Genomic DNA, 14,897 nt, shown 5'->3' with positions numbered 1-14,897 from the left:
AACGGGCGGGCGCGCCCTCACTGGTCGCGTAAGGACGCGCCCAAACGCTCGCCCAACGCCTGCACAATGCTCTCGAAAACGGGGGTCACTTCGGCATCGGTGAGGGTTTTATCCGGCGACTGAAACGCCAGCGCGTAAGTGAGGCTTTTTTTGCCTTCGGGCAGCTTCTTGCCCTCAAACTGGTCGTACAGATCCACCCGGCTGAGCAGGGGCTGCCCGGCCTCGCGGATGAGGTCGCTGATCTCACCGGAAGCCACCGGCTTGTCCACCAGGATCGAAATGTCGCGGTAGGTTTCCGGAAACTTCGGCAAGGGGTGGAACTTTTTGCGCACGGGCACGGCCGCTGCCAGGTTTTCGACGTGAATCTCCAACACGCAGACCGGCGTGTCGAGTCCCATCGCCGCCGCCCGTTTGGCATCGAGCAGACCGCAGTAGGCCACCTCGCGCTCCCCGGCGAAACAGGCCACCGACCGATCGGCGTCGAGGAAGGACCGGCTTGCCGGACGCATCGCCACCGCCACGCCGAATCCGTCGAGCAGCGATTCGAGCACCCCCTTGATGTCGTAATAGTCGTGCGTCTGGCCTGTGGACTTCCACACTCCAGGTGCATGGGGACCGGTGGCCATCACCGCGAAACACGACACCTGCACCGCGTCCTTCTGATCCTTCGGCGTGTAAAAAATTCCACCCGCCTCGAACAGCCGGACCGATTTATTGCCTTTATTGAAATTGCTCGCCGCGGCTTTCACCAACCCCGGCAGCAGGCTGGTGCGCATGGTGCTGAGGTCGGCGCTGATGGGGTTGTCGAGATCGATCGGCGTCGCGTCGGCCGGAGCGAACGCGGTTTTGAAATTCAGAGCGTGTTCGCTTTCAGTGAAACTGAAGTTCACCGCCTCGGCGTAACCGAGGTGACAGAGCCGGGCCCGCGCTTCCTGGATGATCCGCCGCGTCGGCGTCGGCAGCACCGGCGACAGCGATCCCACCGGTTGCGTCACGGGAATGTTGTCATAACCATTCAACCGCGCCACTTCTTCGATGAGGTCGATCTCGCGTTCCAGCGTCGGGCGGAATGCGGGCACCTCCACGCAATAGGTTTCGGCGGCGTGATCGTTGTTCACCACGTTCAGGCCCAGGCCTTTCAAATAGCCCAGGATTTTTTCCGTTCCCAGTTCCGTACCCAGCACCTGGTGGGCGCGGGCAACGCGCAGGTCGATCTGTTTGCGCATCCGCGGTTTCGGATAGTCATCGAAACGGTCTTTTAAAATCTCGCCGCCCGCCAGTTCGCGAATCAAGAGTGCCGCCCGGCTTTGCGCAGTGATGACCGCCTCGATGTCCACGCCCCGCTCAAAGCGAAACGACGAGTCCGAGCGCAGTCCGTATTTCTTGGACGCCTGGCGCACGGAAACCGGATCGAAGCAGGCGCTCTCCAGCGCCACGGTAGTGGTGTCCGTCGTCACCTGGCTGTTGGCCCCGCCCATGACGCCTGCCAGCGCAATGGGTTTTTCGTCATCGGCGATGACCAGTGCGTCGGGATCGAACCGCAGCTGGGTGCCGTCCAAGGCCACAAAGGGTTCCTGCTGGGTCGCACGGCGGACGCGGATGCGGCGGTTTTTAAGCAGATTCAGATCGAACGCGTGCAGCGGCTGGCCGTATTCCATCATCACGAAATTGGTGATATCGACGACGTTGTTGATGGGACGCAGGCCGATGGCGAGCAACCGTTCCTGCAACCACTGGGGAGACGGCCCCACCTTCACGTTGTCGAGGACCAGCGCCGTATAACGCGGACACAGACCGGGTTCCTCGTTGTCCACCTGCAAACGGTCCTGGGCCGGGCTCGATACGAAGGCTTTTTCCAGTTCCGGATCGGGATCGGGGGGATGAAACGGGTTGCCGGTGATGCCGGCGATTTCCCGGGCGACGCCGATGTGGCTGAGGCAGTAACCGCGGTTGGGGGTGACGTTCAATTCCACCACCTCGGTGGTTTTGCCGCCGCCCAGATCCACCGGCTCATCGGCCTCCACTTCCAGCCCGCTCATGGTCAAAAGATGGCACAGCGCCTCTTTGGACATATCCCAATCAACGTATTCTTTCAACCAGTCCAGTTGGACTTTCATATTTCAAACCCTTGATTCATAAAATGCACAGGGATTATATGAGAGTTGTGTTTAAAAAGCAAAAGACCTTAGCCGCGGGTGAACGAGCGGGTCGAAAGAGTTGCCGCCGCCGATGGGTTTCGGTTTCGCTGTGACGGGCTTGGTGTTACGATGGGATAACATTCTCCTACGGCCTGCCCTCTATGGAACTCAGCGAAGCCATCGTTCTCAAACTCCTTCACGAAAAAACCAGTCGGCCGATGAAGTTTTCCGAGCTGATGAAAACGCTCGGCATTCCCGAAACCCAACGGCGCGAGTTCCGCCACCTGATCAAGGACCTCGCCAACGAAGGCTCCGTGGTGAAACTGCGCGGCGGACGCTACGGCCTGCCGGACGAGATGAGCCTCGTCTCCGGCCAGTTGCACGGTCACCCGGACGGCTACGGCTTCCTCATCCGCGAAGGCGACGAACCGGACATCTACATCAGCCGCCAGAAAATGGGCGGCGCCATGCATCAGGACAAGATCGTGGTGCGCATCGAGTCGCAGTACCGGGGATTTTCCCGGCCGGAAGGCCGGGTCATCCGCATCCTCGAACGGCGCACGCAAAAAATGGTCGGCCTGTTCGAAGCCCTCAACCGCGACGGCTGGGTGGTGCCTTCCGACGCCAAATACTTTCAGGACGTGTTCATCCCCGGCAAGGACACGCTCGATGCCAAGTCGAATGAAATGGTGCGGGTCGAGATCGTCGATTACCCGACGCGCCACCATCCCCCGGTCGGGCGCGTGGTGGAGGTGCTGGGCCCGGCGGACGATCCGGAAGTGGAATTGCGTTCCATCTTCCACAAACACGAAGCGCGGCAGGAGTTCCCGCCCAAGGTCGAGCGCCAGGTCAAAAAACTCAGCCTCGCCATCAGCGATGAAGAACGCGCCCGCCGCCGCGACCTGACGGACGATTTGATCTTCACCATCGACGGCGAACGCTCCAAGGATTTCGACGACGCCGTCACCCTGACGCGCGAAAAAGATACGTACCGGCTCGGTGTGCACATCGCCGACGTCAGCCATTACGTCATCGAAGGCTCGCCTTTGGATGAGGAAGCGTTCCTGCGCGGCACCAGCATCTACTACGCCGAAGGCGTCATCCCCATGCTGCCGTTCAAACTGTCGAACGAGGTGTGCAGCCTGCGTCCCAACGAGGAACACCTGACCCTGAGCGCGGACATCGTGTTCAATAAAAAGGGCGAGGTGATCGATTACGAAATTTACGACTCCATCATCGAAAGCAAAATCCGCTTCACCTACACGCAGGTGGCCTCGCTCTTGGAAGACGGCGACCTGGAGGGCCGGTTCACCGAGGTCCTGCCCATGCTGAAGGACATGGAACAATTGAGCCGCACCCTGCGCAAGAAACGGTTTCAGGAAGGCAGCGTCGATTTCAACGTGCCGGAAGCGGAAATCCTGATGACACCGGACGGCTACATCCAAACCATCCGCAAGGCGCCGCACAACATCGCCCACGAGATCATTGAGGAGTTCATGCTGTCGGCCAACCGCGTCGTCGCCGAAGACCTGACCAAAAAGAGCCTGCCCGTGATCCACCGCATTCATGAGGAACCGGACGCCGACCGCCTTCAGCGTTTCGGCGAGTTCGCGCAGGATTTCGGATACCGCCTGCCGTCGCAGCGCCAGGTCAAATCGACACACCTGCAAAAGCTGCTGGAGCGCGCCCGCGACAAACCGGAGGAACGCGCTCTCAACTACGTGCTGCTGCGGTCGATGAAAAAAGCCGTGTACTCGGAGAAAGACCCCGGTCATTACTGCCTCGGCTTTCAGCATTACACGCATTTCACCTCGCCCATCCGCCGTTACCCGGACCTGTTCACCCACCGCGTGATCAAACAGTTTCACGGACGCAAAAAATGCTCGCTCAAGGAACGCAAGCAACTGATGGCGAAAACCGCAGAGGCCGCCGAACAATCGACCAGCATGGAGATCAAGGCGATGGGCGTGGAGCGGGAAATCAGCGACCTGCGCCGCGTGCAATTCATGGCCGACAAGATCGGCCAGACCTACAAGGGATTCATCTCCAACGTCACGTCCTTCGGGTTTTTCGTGGAGCTGGCCGATGTGTTCGTCGAAGGACTGGTGCGCGTTTCCACGCTGGCCGACGACTACTACATCTTCTACGAGCACGAACACGCGTTGAAGGGTCAGCACAAACACAAGGCCTACCGGCTGGGCGATGCCGTCAAGGTGCGGGTGCAGCGTGTGGACCTGGCCAAAAAACAGATCGACCTGGCGCTGGTGACCCGTTAGCGCCTTCCGGCAGACCGCTATGGTGGCGTTGCTCCCCTACTTCCTGTTTTATTTGACGGGCCTGTTTGCGGCCTACCCCGCTTCTCATGATTTTCTGTTTGCGGGGGCTTTGCCTGGGGTGGCACTGGCGGCCGCGGTGTGGCTCACCCGGCAACACCGTGCCACCCGCTGGTGGCAATACTTCCTGTTCGCATTGCTCATAACGTGGGGCGCGACGGCATCGATGCGCGACACGGCCCTGCGTCCCGCCGACCACATCCTGAACCACATCGAAGACGGACGCCGCGCCGATCTCACCGGCATCGTCACCCAACCGCCGCGGTATTATCCCGACCGCGTGCGTTATGCGATCGACGTCGAATCCCTGCACTACGACGGCGAGGAACCCGTCGCCGTCAGCGGACGCGCCCGCATCACCCTGTACGAAGCGGAGTCGAACGTGCGCACCGGCGACCGTGTGCGTTTCGACAGGGTGCGTCTGAAACGGCCGCGCAATTTCAAAAATCCGGGTCGCTTCGATTACGAACACTACATGCGGACCGAAGGCCTGGACGTCACCGGCGGCATCTCCAAAGCCGACCGCATGCAGATCATCACCCACGTGCGGACTTCGGCGTTGACCGCCTTGCGTGAACGCATGCTGCACGCAGTGCGTGATTTGTTCGACCGCCATCTCGACGGAGACAGGGCGGCGCTGTTGCGCGGCATGGTGCTGGGCGAAAAAGAATTTTTGAGCGAGGATTTGCAGGAAGCCTTCCGCGCCACCGGCGTGGCGCACCTGATGGCGGTATCGGGCCTGCACATCGGCTTCGTCGCCGCGGCGACGTATTTTTTAATCCACCCCCTGCTGTGGCGATTGTTTCTCAAGTTCCGGCCGCGCTGGGTGTACCTGGGGTGGACGCAGAAAGCCGCGGTGGCGTGTTGCTTTCTGCCGGTGCTGCTTTACATGATGCTGGTCGGCAGCAAGGTGTCGGCCTTGCGCGCGGGCAGCATGGTGATCCTGTTTTTGATCGCGGTGCTGGCCGACCGCGAACGCAGCGTGTTGAACGCGCTCTTGGTGGCGGCGTTCGGCATCCTCTTGTGGAGTCCGGGGGCGTTCCTCACGCCCGGTTTTCAACTCTCCTTCGGCGCGGTGTTCACCATCCTTTACCTGCACCGCATGCTGTTGCAACCGGAGGGCGACGCCATCGACCGGCTGGGCGAAAAGCCGTGGTACCGCCGCCTGCCGGGCCTGCGGGAAGACGACGACGGCATCCCCGCCCGCGCCCTGCGCTTTCTCTACGGCACCGCGTTCGTGTCGCTGGCCGCCATCCTCGGCACCTTCCCAACCCTGGTGTATCAGTTCAACCGCGTCAGCCTCGCTGGGTTTTTCCTCAACCTGCTGCTGGTGCCTTTGGCCTCGATCCTCATCCCCGCAGCACTCCTGATCGCTTTGGTGAGCGCGCTGTCGCCGACCCTGGCCGGTCTATTGATGACGGGTGTCGATGCGGTGCTGGGCGTGTTTGTGACGCTGCCGGTGTGGGTGGCGTCCTTTCCGTACGCGTCGTTCTACGTTCCCACGCCGCCGGAGTTCTGGCTGCTGTTGTATGCCGCGCTGGTGCTGGGGCTCCCCGCATACATTCACGGTTTTTATTTGATGGCAAGAAAAACAGAGGAGACGCCGCCCCAAAAAATTCTGACACCCAAACGCAGTCAGGCGGCGGGACTCGCGGTTTGCGCGGTGGGCGTATTCGTTTGGTGGATGTGGCCGCAGTTTCCAAAGTTCCAGAGCGACACCCTTCGCGTGACTGTGCTCGATGTGGGGCAGGGCGAAAGCGTGTTCATCGAGTTCCCCAACCGCGAAACCCTGCTCATCGACGGCGGCGGCTTTTACAAGGACGCGCTCGATGTCGGCAAGGCGGTGGTCGGACGCTTCCTGTGGAACCGGGGCGAACGGCGGCTGGATTACCTCATCGCCACGCATTCGGACCACGACCACATCAGCGGCCTGTTGTCGTTGTCAGAACTGATGGACGTCGGCCACTTCCTCGACCGCGCCCCGCCCATCGCCGACGCCCGGATCGATCGTCTGCGCCGCAATCTGGTCGAACGCGGCACCCGCCGCCTCGTACTCGCCCCCGGCGAGCGCCGGGCGTTTGGCGAGGTGCGGCTGACCGTCCTGCACCCGGCCCCACCCTTTCTACGCACCGTCGGCCTCACCCCCCAACGCATCGACAACGACCTGTCGTGGGTGTTGCGCCTCGATTACCGTGAGTTCAGCCTGCTGTTGACGGGCGACATCACCGCCCAGGCCGAGGCGCATTTGCTGGCAAGCGGCGCGCCGCTGCGGGCCGATGTGCTGAAAGTCCCGCACCACGGCAGCCGTTATTCCAGTTCTCCGGCCTTCCTGAAAGCCGTGGGGGCGAAAGACGCCCTGGTGTCGGCGGGCTACGTCAATCCCTTCCGCCATCCGCACGATGAAGTCCTGAAACGGTATGAAACGCAGGGCACGCGGGTGTGGCGCACCGACCTCCATGGCGCCCTGTGCCTGTCCACCGAGGGCCGAGGCTGGCGCATCGAGACCCACGAGGAGCTTTAAGGGGAAATGAAAGACCAGGGCCTGCCTCGCCACCCAGCCCGGAAACCCACCCTGTTTTTCCTGCCGCCCCTCTCAGAAGGTTTGCGGATTGTCCCGAAATCTGGTATAAAAGTGCCCCAATCTAAACCCTTTATCCCAACGAGGCAAACACGCATGGCAACGAAGGAGCAGTTGAAAGGCCATATTGAAAAGGCCAAAACCAAGAAGGACGAAGCCGTCAAAAAAGCCGGTGACAACAAATACGACACCGGCCTGCGCGCATCCAAAAAGAAATTCAAACGCCTGACCCGCAAATCCGCGAAGATCGATTACAAGGAAAAGATGCTGGCGGAAAAAGGCAAAAAGAAAAAGAGCTGATCACGCCGCCACTCCGGATTCGCCCACTTCTCTTTATTTGTGACAAGGCATCATGTCCCACGACGATGTTGACATTGAAAAGATCGCCCTGCTGGCGCGCCTCAAACTGACCCCGGCGGAAACGGATAAGCTCGGCCGGCAGTTCCAGCAAATCGTCGATTACATCGACCAACTCAACGAACTCGATACCGGCAACGTGGAACCGACGTCCCACGTCCTGCCCCTCAACAACGTTCTGCGTAATGACGAAACGGTGACGCGCTTTCCGGAAGCCGATTACCTGTCGCTGGCCCCCCGGCAGGACAAGGGCCACTACGCCGTGCCGCAGATCATCCAATAGCCATGCAGCGTCCCGGCCTGGCCGAAGCCCGCAAACATCTCAAAGCCAAAGCCTATTCCTCCCTCGAATTGCTGGAGGAGTATTACCGGCGCATCGACACGGTGGAGCCTGCGGTGCAGGCCTACGCGCATTTGACGCGCGAGTTGGCGGAAGCGCAGGCCGAGGCGGCGGATCAGCGCATCGCCCAAGGCGGCGACCTGCCCCTGCTCGGCGTGCCCATCGCGCTCAAGGATCTGATCTGCGTCGAAGGCACGCGCACCACCTGCTCGTCGCGCATCCTCGACAACTTCGTGTCGCCGTACGACGCGACGGTGGTGACGCGGTTGAAAGCGGCGGGCGCGGTGTTGATCGGCAAGACCAACATGGATGAGTTCGCCATGGGCTCGTCCAACGAAACGGCGTATCACCACATCACGCGCAATCCGTGGGATACCGAACGCGTGCCCGGCGGCTCCAGCGGCGGCTCGGCGGCGGCCGTGGCGGCCAACGAATGCGTCGCCGCTCTGGGCAGCGACACCGGCGGCTCCATCCGTCAACCCGCCAGCTTTTGCGGCATCACCGGTCTCAAACCCACATACGGACGCGTGTCGCGCTTCGGCCTCGTCGCCTTCGCCTCATCCTTCGATCAGATCGGTCCCATGACCAAATCGGTGGAAGACGCGGCCATCCTGATGAACGTCATCGGCGGCCACGATGCCATGGACTCGACGTCCGCCAACGTGGAGCGGCCGGATTTCACCGCCACGCTCGACCGCGACCTGAAGGGATTGAAACTGGGCGTGCCCAAAGAATATTTTACCGGCGGCATCGACCCCGAAGTGTTGCACGCGGTGGAAGCGGGCATCCGGCACCTGGAATCGCTCGGCATGGAGCGCGTGGAAATCAGCCTGCCGCACACGCAGTACGCCGTCGCCACCTACTACATCCTCGCCTGCGCCGAGGCCAGCACCAACCTGTCGCGCTACGACGGCGTCAAGTACGGCTACCGATCCGAGGCCGGCACGCTGCTCGACATGTACACGCAGACACGCGAGGAAGGTTTCGGCGAAGAAGTGAAGCGCCGCATCCTGCTCGGCACCTTTGTGCTCAGTTCCGGTTACTACGACGCCTATTATTTGAAGGGACAAAAAGCGCGCACGCTGATCCAGCAGGATTTCGAGGCCGCTTATAGGACTTGCGATGTTATGGCCGCCCCGGTGTCGCCGGCGTTGCCGTTCAAACTGGGCGAAAAGCTGGACGATCCCCTCCAGATGTACCTGTCCGATCTCTACACCCTGTCCGCCAACCTGGCGGGCATTCCGGCCCTATCGATTCCCTGCGGCCTGTCCCAGGGAGGCTTGCCCATCGGTCTGCAATTGATGGGCCCACATTTCGACGAAGCGATGTTATTGAACGTGGGACACCGCTTTCAGTTGACCACCGAACACCACCTGCACACGCCCTCCCTTTAAGGCATAGAAACTCCGAACTTTTCGGACTTCAATTTTTCTACTGACAGAAAGCGTTCAAGTATATAATTAATAGACCGATAGGGGATTGGAATCGGTATATTTACACCCCTTTTTGGGTGGAGTTGTTTATGTTTACAGACGAGTTTCTGGAAAAGCTTCCCGACAATCCTGTCGAAGCCTTGGAAAAAATGATCCAAAAATTCCAGGAGTGGGAAAGCACCAACCGTTTCAAAATGAAGAAGTATCCGGATTTCAACGGGCATTATCCGGATATGCTGAAGGCCTACGCCGTGTTGCAGGCGTATTCCGAGGCGCATGACCTGAAAATCGTCTTCCCCGACCTCAACGTCAACAACAAGGAAGAGAACGTCCTCAACATCAGCAAGGCGTTCAATCATTACGCCAAGACCAAGCTGCATCAATTGAAGATGGTGCAGGAAAAACTGGACTTCCAGTTGATCAAGGACGAATACGCGCAGAAGTTCGGCCGCAGCTTCGCCTACCAGTTTTCCGACGGCGACCTGCGTAAAACCCAGAACCTGCTCCGGTTGCTGGGGCACATCGTATCGCGCTCCGACTACCTCGACGAAAACCACATGAACCGGTTGATGAACCGCATCCAGCGGTCGCTGCAAATCCTGCACAAAAAATCCGTCAACCTCGACTCCATCTGGGGCCTGATCGGCGACGCCGGCGTGGTCATTTCCCGCTACGGTTCCAAGGCCGACTCCATCGCCAACCGCATCTTCGAAATCATCGAAATCATCTGGCGCACGCAGGCCATCACCGAAAACCTCGAAAGCGGCATCAACAATCCGTTTCTCGGCGACTGAACCGGCCAGTTGCTTGCCGATGATCGCGCCGTATCTTCCCTACTGAAAAAATAAAACATAGATCCTTCACTGCGTTCAGGATGACATGCAGGGGTAGTGTGTCATTCTGAGGAGCCGCAAGGTGACGAAGAATCTATGGGTTATTTTTTAGCGAATATAAAAAAATTCCTGTGCTTCCAGCGGCCATGATCCACTAACAGCCACTTATCCCTTCAGTTTTCCAATCAACTCCTCAATGAATAAATCCAGATACTGGGGCGAGGCCGCGGACAGGTGCGGCTGGATGAGGACGTTGCCGCACTCCCACAACGGCGACGATTCCGGCAGGGGTTCGGTGTCGAACACGTCGAGGTAGGCCCCGGCGATCTGCCCGGTGGCGAGCGCCTGCACCAGATCGGATTCGCGGTAGGCGTTGCCGCGACCGACGTTATAAAGGCGGCAGTGTTTGGGAAGCAGGCGGAAATGGTCCGCCGTGACCAGGCTGTCGGTTTTCGTCCCGCCGGGCAGGACCAGGACCAGGTGATCCGTCTCGGGCAACACCTCGGGCAGACGGTCCACGGTCACGACGCGGTCGTCTTCCGCAAAATAATCCGGCGCTTCCATCAGCCGGCTCCGAACCCCCGTCAACGTGCAGCCGAAGGGTTTCAACACCCGTCCGATGGTCTGGCCGATGCGGCCGAGCCCTAAAATCGTCACCCGCGCACCGTACAGCGAGGTGATTTGCTGCGACAGCTTGATGCGCGCCCACTTCTTCTGTTTCTGCAACGCGCGCGACGCCTCGAACGCCTTGCAGAAATACAGCATCGCGCCCAGCACGCTCTCCGCCATCATCATGCCGTGGAAGCCGCCGAAGTGAACCGGCAGCTGCGAGTCCGGCGGCAGATCGATCCAGTCACGCCCCGCCGCCGGAGTGGCAATCCATTGCAGATGAGGCGCCCGGTCCAGCCATTCACGTTTGAAGTACCAGACGATCGCCCCGTCCGCCTGAGAAAGTTGGTCCAAAAAATCCTTTGAATGCAGGCAGTTTAGGACCCGAACCCCCGGAAACTGTGCACTTAATTGCTCAATGTGCCGGTTTTGCAGGTTCCACGCCTCGACATGGGGATGGGTCAGGTAGGTCAGCAGGGTTTTCATAAGCCAAATACAACGAGTATCAACTGTTCACTTTCTTACAGGCCAATTTATGAAAAAAGATAAACATTTCACCCCCCGGTTAAAACGGCTTTTTTCAAACTATTCAGAAATCAAAGGGTTATGCCGTTAAAGATTCATTGGCACAGTTCTTGAAGTCTATAGGGGCAAAACCAACTTTTAAAAAATGGGGGTAGCAATGATTCGATCCGATCTGGCCAACAAGTTAGCTCAAAAACTGGACATTTCCAAGCAGGAAGCCGACCGCATTCTGCTGACCTTCGTTGACGGCATCATGACCAATCTGGAGAAAGAGGGCCGGGTTGTGATCCAGGGATTCGGTTCCTTCCGGGTACGCGAATACCCGGCCCGTATCGGCAAGAAGCCGGTGACCGGCGAACCCATTGAAATTCCGGCACGCAAGAAACCGGTGTTTCATGCCAGCAAGGAACTGAACGCGCTCATCAATCGGGAGTCCAAGGAAGTGCCGATCGCACGCGTGTTTGTGGAGTCGGCGCCGCTGTACGTCGCCCGTCCCTGACCGGGGAATCCCCTTACGGGGGACCCGGCCGTTGTGGTATAATCTGGCGATTGAATTTTGATTGCAAGGGGAGGCCTCCCTCCCCTTTTCAATCAACCCTTCATCCGAGGAAGAGGAGGCCGGTATGAGCGAGCCCAACGCCTGTTCCAAGTGCGGCGAGAAAAGCATTCTGAAAGGCGACATCGGCCTTCGGACCAGCCGCGACCTCGAACTCATCATGGTCGTGCGCACGGACCACGGCATCGAAAAAAAGGTGCCGCTCCAGCCGCAGGTGTGCGGCAAGTGCGGGTTCGTCGATCTGTTCGTCGAAGAACCTCAAAAACTCATGATCACCCGCAATGACAAGCCGGTCGATCCCGACTACAAACACCGGCCGCTGCTCGAATACGATTTCTGAATCGAAACCGCTCTTCCTTCCACGCTTCGTTCCCACCCCGTGCGTCGTTTGCGGCGCAATTAAATCGTTCCTCTGTGCCCTGCAATCGCGTAAAATAAAAATCGTGATTCGTTTTTCGGATCCGGCGGTTTTCCCGATCGCGGTCTCGTTGCTGCTATGCGGACGGATGCGGGAAGCGGCCCTGCAAGCGCGACGGTTCCAACCTACTTCCTGCGGACGAGACCATGGGCGCGATCCAACGAGACCAGGCGCATTTTCTGCTGCTCAAAATCCATTCCCTGACGGGTCTCATCCCCATTGGTTTGTTCCTCGTTTTCCATCTGGCGATCAACAGCCTGCGCACCGTCGGCGTTTTCCCCTACCAGCTCAGCATCGACGTCATCAACAATCTGCCGTTTCTGATCTGGATCGAAATTTTCGTGCTGTACATCCCCATACTGTTTCATTCAGTGATGGGGTTCTATCTGACTTCCATCGCCAAGTACAACCCGATGCGCTACCGCTACCCGCGCAACTGGCTGTACACCCTGCAACGCCTGTCCGGCGGCATCGTATTCGTGTTTCTGGTTTACCACATGGGCACCACCGTCGCGCCGAAGTTGTGGTTCGGTTATCATGAGTTTCAGGCGGCGCCGTTTTTGATCGGCGTCATGAACGAAGAATTTCAAGGTTGGACGGGACGCATCATCTATCTCATCGGCATTGTGGCGGCGACGTTTCATTTCGGCAACGGACTGTGGGGATTCTGCATATCGTGGGGCCTCATCGTCGGTCCCAAAGCCCAGAGGAATGCAGGCATCGCTTTCATGTTGGTCGGCCTGGTGCTGACCATCATGGGGCTGGCGACCGTGCTTGAGTTTTCACTGAACCCGGTACCGGTGGCGCCCACCAAAGCGGGAGGTCTGTGATGGCGAAGCGGCGCGGCAAATTCATCGTCATCGGCGGCGGGCTGGCGGGGCTGTCGCTCGCCATGAAGCTGTGTGAACACAACGCCGAGGTCGTGCTGGTGTCCTATCAGCCGGTCAAACGGTCGCATTCGGTGTGCGCGCAGGGCGGCATCAACGCCGCCATCAATTCCAAAGGCGAGGGCGACTCACCGGACATTCATTTTTACGACACGGTGAAAGGCGGCGACTTCCTGGCGCACCAGCCCTTGGTGCGCGACATGTGTTTCCAGGCCCCCGCCATCATCCACCTCATGGACCGCATGGGCGTCACCTTCAACCGCACGCCGGAGGGTCACCTCGACTTCCGCCGCTTCGGCGGCACGCTGTACAACCGCACCGCGTTTTCCGGCTCGACTACGGGACAGCAGTTGCTGTACGCCCTGGACGAACAGGTGCGGCGCTACGAAGCCGACGGCCTCGTCACCAAGTTGGAGTCGCACGAATACCTGGGAGCGGTGATCGATGAAGGCGGCGTTTGCCGCGGCGCGGTGATCCACGACCTGCATACCTCGGAAATTTTCACGCTGGGCGGCGACGGCGTGGTGCTGGCCACCGGCGGCCCGACACAGGTCTATGGCAGGTCCACCGGCTCCACCGTGTGCAACGGCGCCGCCGCCATGTCCGCCTACCTGCAAGGGGCGCGCTACGCCAACGGCGAATTCATCCAGATCCACCCCACCGCCATCCCCGGACAGGACAAGCTACGGTTGATGAGCGAATCGGCGCGCGGCGAAGGCGGCCGCATCTGGGTGCCGCGCAAGCCCGGCGACGACCGCAACCCGCTCGACATCCCGGAAGCGGAACGCTATTACTTCCTTGAAGAAAACCACCCCCTGTTCGGCAATCTGGTGCCGCGCGACGTGGCCTCCCGCGAAATCTACGATGTCTGCATCAACCAGGGACTGGGCGTCGGCGGCGAACCGATGGTGTACCTCGACCTCACGCACCACACGGTGGAATACCTCAAGGAACGACTGGGCGGCATCCTCGAAATCTACGAAAAATTCACCGGCGACGATCCCCACAAGGTGCCGATGAAAATCTTTCCCGCCGTGCATTACTCGATGGGCGGCATCTGGACGGATTATGAAGGCGACGGCCACGGCCTCATCGATCACCGCTCGCCGCGCAACCAGATGACCTCCATCCCCGGCCTGTACGCGGCGGGCGAGGCGGATTACCAGTTCCACGGCTCCAACCGGCTGGGCGCCAACTCGTTATTGAGTTGCATCTACACCGGGCAGATGATGGCGCCGGGGATGGTCCAGTACGGCAAGAACCTCAACCTGCACTATGAGGACGTGTCCTCGCGCGTGTTCGAGAGCGCCCGGCAAGAATGGCAGGGTCGGTTCGACGACATCAAACGCATGAACGGCAGGGAAAACCCGCACGTCCTGCACCGGGAGTTGGGCGACGTGCTGCTGTCCAACGTGCTCATCGTGCGCGAAAACCCCAAGCTGGAAAAAGCGCTGACCCTGATCAACGACATCCAGGTCCGCTTCCGCGAGGTCAAATGCCTCGACACCACGCACTGGTCCAACCCCGCGCCCAGCTTCATCAACCAGCTGCACTGCATGATCCACCTGGCGAAAATCATCACCGTCGGCGCACTCAAGCGCAACGAATTCCGCGGCGCGCACTACAAGCCGGAGTTCGATCTCAAACAGCCGGACAATTTCGACCCGCACGAGTACGTCGATTATCTGGAGAAACTCCAGTACGGCGAGGTGGCGGGAACCGAGTTCCAACCGGGTCACCTCGAATACATGAAACGCTTCGAGGCCAACAACAAAGAATGGTTGAAGACCACCATCGCCCAGCACCGGGACGGCGAACCTACAATCCATTACGAAGACGTGGACACCTCGCAGATCACACCGCGTCCGCGCAAATACGAATGAGGCTGTG

The 14,897-nt window shown here is 59.7% G+C and carries 12 protein-coding genes; 10 read left to right on the top strand and 2 right to left on the bottom strand.

Annotation, left to right across the window (positions count from 1 at the left end):
• Window positions 1-17 precede the first annotated feature (17 nt).
• Window positions 18-2,117: a phenylalanine--tRNA ligase subunit beta gene (gene pheT, locus QML71_RS04510; RefSeq protein ID WP_282010715.1), complete on the bottom strand. Its 2,100-nt coding sequence runs from the start codon at window positions 2,115-2,117 to the stop codon at window positions 18-20.
• Window positions 2,118-2,299: 182 nt separating this feature from the next.
• On the opposite strand from pheT, the gene rnr reads away from it, so the two are divergent.
• The 6 genes from rnr to QML71_RS04480 all read left to right on the top strand — a co-directional run bounded on the left by rnr (window position 2,300) and on the right by QML71_RS04480 (window position 9,973).
• Window positions 2,300-4,414 carry a ribonuclease R gene (gene rnr / locus QML71_RS04505; RefSeq protein ID WP_282010714.1) on the top strand — a complete coding sequence of 705 codons (2,115 nt, stop codon included), beginning with the start codon at window positions 2,300-2,302 and terminating at the stop codon, window positions 4,412-4,414.
• A 19-nt stretch (window positions 4,415-4,433) separates the two neighbouring features.
• A complete protein-coding gene (locus QML71_RS04500) occupies window positions 4,434-6,992 on the top strand; it encodes a DNA internalization-related competence protein ComEC/Rec2 (protein WP_282010713.1) in 2,559 nt (852 codons plus the stop codon).
• 153 nt (window positions 6,993-7,145) lie between these two features.
• Complete coding sequence (locus QML71_RS04495) at window positions 7,146-7,349, top strand: hypothetical protein (RefSeq protein WP_282010712.1); 204 nt, start codon at window positions 7,146-7,148, stop codon at window positions 7,347-7,349.
• Window positions 7,350-7,401: 52 nt separating this feature from the next.
• The gene (gatC, locus tag QML71_RS04490; RefSeq protein ID WP_282010711.1) at window positions 7,402-7,689 is read left to right on the top strand and encodes an Asp-tRNA(Asn)/Glu-tRNA(Gln) amidotransferase subunit GatC; all 288 of its coding nucleotides are present in this window, start codon (window positions 7,402-7,404) and stop codon (window positions 7,687-7,689) included.
• Between the two features lie 2 nt (window positions 7,690-7,691).
• Window positions 7,692-9,140 (top strand): Asp-tRNA(Asn)/Glu-tRNA(Gln) amidotransferase subunit GatA, encoded by a 1,449-nt coding sequence (gatA, locus tag QML71_RS04485; protein ID WP_282010710.1) that lies wholly within the window; start codon window positions 7,692-7,694, stop codon window positions 9,138-9,140.
• Window positions 9,141-9,268: 128 nt separating this feature from the next.
• A complete protein-coding gene (locus QML71_RS04480; RefSeq protein ID WP_282010709.1) occupies window positions 9,269-9,973 on the top strand; it encodes a hypothetical protein in 705 nt (234 codons plus the stop codon).
• A 204-nt stretch (window positions 9,974-10,177) separates the two neighbouring features.
• Here QML71_RS04480 and QML71_RS04475 read toward each other — a convergent pair whose 3' ends face one another.
• Window positions 10,178-10,975: a D-2-hydroxyacid dehydrogenase gene (locus tag QML71_RS04475; protein WP_282010708.1), complete on the bottom strand. Its 798-nt coding sequence runs from the start codon at window positions 10,973-10,975 to the stop codon at window positions 10,178-10,180.
• Between the two features lie 328 nt (window positions 10,976-11,303).
• Here QML71_RS04475 and QML71_RS04470 point away from each other — a divergent pair, with 328 nt between their 5' ends.
• The 4 genes from QML71_RS04470 to sdhA all read left to right on the top strand — a co-directional run bounded on the left by QML71_RS04470 (window position 11,304) and on the right by sdhA (window position 14,890).
• A complete protein-coding gene (locus QML71_RS04470) occupies window positions 11,304-11,645 on the top strand; it encodes an HU family DNA-binding protein (protein ID WP_282010707.1) in 342 nt (113 codons plus the stop codon).
• Window positions 11,646-11,769: 124 nt separating this feature from the next.
• A complete protein-coding gene (locus tag QML71_RS04465) occupies window positions 11,770-12,042 on the top strand; it encodes a hypothetical protein (RefSeq protein WP_282010706.1) in 273 nt (90 codons plus the stop codon).
• A 224-nt stretch (window positions 12,043-12,266) separates the two neighbouring features.
• A complete protein-coding gene (locus QML71_RS04460; protein ID WP_282010705.1) occupies window positions 12,267-12,950 on the top strand; it encodes a succinate dehydrogenase/fumarate reductase transmembrane subunit in 684 nt (227 codons plus the stop codon).
• Window positions 12,950-14,890, top strand: a complete 1,941-nt coding sequence (sdhA, locus tag QML71_RS04455; protein ID WP_282010704.1) for a succinate dehydrogenase flavoprotein subunit — start codon at window positions 12,950-12,952, stop codon at window positions 14,888-14,890. The genes QML71_RS04460 and sdhA overlap by 1 nt, the downstream gene beginning before the upstream one ends.
• The last annotated feature ends 7 nt before the right edge of the window (window positions 14,891-14,897 follow it).

Origin of the sequence: Nitrospina watsonii (assembly GCF_946900835.1) — a bacterium.
In the GTDB taxonomy this organism is placed as follows: Bacteria; Nitrospinota; Nitrospinia; order Nitrospinales; family Nitrospinaceae; genus Nitrospina; species Nitrospina watsonii.
Note: the sequence above shows the minus strand (reverse complement) of the source record. Positions and strands in the feature narration are given on the sequence as shown.

Coding starts and splice junctions, on each gene's coding strand:
- rnr (WP_282010714.1), top strand. CDS start 2,300: ATGGAACTCAGCGAAGCCATCGTTCTCAAACTCCTTCACGAAAAAACC.
- QML71_RS04460 (WP_282010705.1), top strand. CDS start 12,267: ATGGGCGCGATCCAACGAGACCAGGCGCATTTTCTGCTGCTCAAAATC.
- QML71_RS04480 (WP_282010709.1), top strand. CDS start 9,269: ATGTTTACAGACGAGTTTCTGGAAAAGCTTCCCGACAATCCTGTCGAA.
- gatA (WP_282010710.1), top strand. CDS start 7,692: ATGCAGCGTCCCGGCCTGGCCGAAGCCCGCAAACATCTCAAAGCCAAA.
- QML71_RS04495 (WP_282010712.1), top strand. CDS start 7,146: ATGGCAACGAAGGAGCAGTTGAAAGGCCATATTGAAAAGGCCAAAACC.
- QML71_RS04465 (WP_282010706.1), top strand. CDS start 11,770: ATGAGCGAGCCCAACGCCTGTTCCAAGTGCGGCGAGAAAAGCATTCTG.
- gatC (WP_282010711.1), top strand. CDS start 7,402: ATGTCCCACGACGATGTTGACATTGAAAAGATCGCCCTGCTGGCGCGC.
- pheT (WP_282010715.1), bottom strand. CDS start 2,117: ATGAAAGTCCAACTGGACTGGTTGAAAGAATACGTTGATTGGGATATG.
- QML71_RS04470 (WP_282010707.1), top strand. CDS start 11,304: ATGATTCGATCCGATCTGGCCAACAAGTTAGCTCAAAAACTGGACATT.
- QML71_RS04500 (WP_282010713.1), top strand. CDS start 4,434: ATGGTGGCGTTGCTCCCCTACTTCCTGTTTTATTTGACGGGCCTGTTT.
- sdhA (WP_282010704.1), top strand. CDS start 12,950: ATGGCGAAGCGGCGCGGCAAATTCATCGTCATCGGCGGCGGGCTGGCG.